Here is a 2,007-nt window from a genome sequence, read left to right as displayed (position 1 = left end):
CCGTGAAGTCTTAGAATTGATGACCAGTGCCAGCCAAGCAGGTATTGGTGAACAAGATCTCGAGGCTTTTAGTATTTATGCTGCCAAAGCGGCCGTTGCTTTTGATATGAGCGGGGATGAGATTGGGGAGCGCTTTGCCAAATTACGCAATGTCTTTAAGCTTAATCAGGAAGGTATTGAAGATTTAGGGGATGCCATCAACCATCTCTCTAACCACATGGCAGCCAAGGCCAGTGAGGTTTCTGATTTTACCAATCGTGCCACCGGTGCGGCCACCATGTTTAAGTTGACCGCGCGCGAAACCGCAGCCTTTGGTACAGCGATGATTTCTGCAGGAATTGTACCAGAGAGTGCGGCGCGTGGTTTTAATGCGATGAGTGCGCGTATTCAAGCAGGAGGCAAACATATTGAAGATGCCTTTAGCAATATTGGGCTTTCACGCCAAAAATTTATGGAAGATTTGGAGAAAGATGCCACCGGTACCTTGGTGCGTTTTTTTGATGTGTTGGGCAAATCCGAACAGGGAATGCGTTCTCTGATTGCCATTGCAGGGCGCGATTTTACCGGTGATTTTGCCAAATTGGTGGGCAACCCCCAATTGTTAGGGCAAGCTTTAGATTATGTGAAAGATCCACAAGTCTTTAAAGGCTCTGTAGAACAAGAAGCCGATAAACAAGAAACCGGTGCCATGCGGCAATTTGAACTGTTGCAAAACCGTATTGTAGCTTTAGGGATCACCATTGGTGAAGTGCTCCTGCCTCCTCTCAACAGTCTCATGAAAACTGTTGGGGGATTTGTCAATGGTTTGATGGCGTGGGCGAATGCGCACCCAACTTTAACCGCTGTGATCATCAAAACCATTGCTGCCCTGATGGCTTTTAATATTGCTCTGCGTGTGTTGCGTTTTACTATGGCGGGAACCCGCCTTGGGCTTCTTCAATTGATGGGCTCTTTTATCAAGATGGGGGCTGTGAGCCGCACGCTGAAGGCAAGTTGGCGCGGATTAGTCGCTTCAGGGCGCTCATTGGGTTTAATGGCAGCAGGGCTTGGTGGGAGTGCGCTGCGTCTTCTTCGCCCCATGACTTTGCTTGTGGGGGCTTTACGGGGGATAGCCGTTTCAGGTGCGGCATTTTCTWSCTCTTTTGGCTTTATGGGGACAGTCATCCGAGTGGTTGGGGCARSYCTKTCTTCTGTTGTGGGGGGKMTTTTTACTCCGGTAGGGGCTRTGATTGCTGCTGTTGTGGCTATCATATTGGCTGCTGGTTTTGCTTTGTGGAAATATTGGGATCGTTTTTCTTCTTTTGTCAAAGGCTTTGCACGGGGGGTATCTCGGGCTTGGGATCGTGTCTTTGAAGCCGTCATGCGCTTTTTTGGTGCCGATACGGCAACCATTACCAAATGGAAAAACATCATTGCTGCTGCTTTTGATTTCTCTTCCCATTGGCAAAAGTTTAAACAAGGACTTTCCTCTGTTGTCGAGTGGTTTGGCAATTTGTGGGAGGGCGTTAAACAAAGCTTTTCCAACTTTTGGGGGTGGTTGAAGGGTTTTTTTACACAGGAAAAGCTCACAGACAGTGCCAAGGCTGGTATGGAACAAGCRGGYGAAGATCTGGCTAATTCGATTGTCGAGGGCTTTATGTCGTCTATCTCACAATTGATGGATTATTGTAAATCGTTGCCCAGCCGCATTAAGGGATGGATTGGATCGATTGATGTCAGAGATTTTTTGCCAAGTTTTTTGGGGGGCAAAACGCCCATCCAACCCATCGTGCAATTTGCGGGGGGTTCTCCTGTCAATTCATCTGCCAGAGAACAAAGAGACAAAGACCACTCCCCCATCACCCACAATCAAAATGTCACAGTGCATGTCAATGGGGCGCGTGAACCTATGGCTACTGGTCGTGCGGTTGCCCATGCTTTGCAACGGGCACGCGCCAATGCGCTGCATGGCGGAACAGAGTGAGGGGAGGGATGAAGTGCTAGGAGGGCGCAATGGTAGGAGAGAGA

General features: G+C 48.9%; 1 protein-coding gene. It reads left to right on the top strand.

Going from position 1 to position 2,007, the window contains the following annotated elements:
- A partial coding sequence (locus CEV08_RS09110; RefSeq protein ID WP_100131273.1) for a phage tail tape measure protein occupies window positions 1–1,963 on the top strand: 1,963 nt, incomplete at its 5' end.
- Window positions 1,964–2,007: the final 44 nt, after the last annotated feature.

This window comes from Bartonella tribocorum (assembly GCF_002778015.1).
Lineage (GTDB): Bacteria > Pseudomonadota > Alphaproteobacteria > Rhizobiales > Rhizobiaceae > Bartonella > Bartonella tribocorum_B.
The sequence above is the reverse complement of the archived record's forward strand: the minus strand, read 5'-3'. Positions and strand labels throughout refer to the sequence as shown.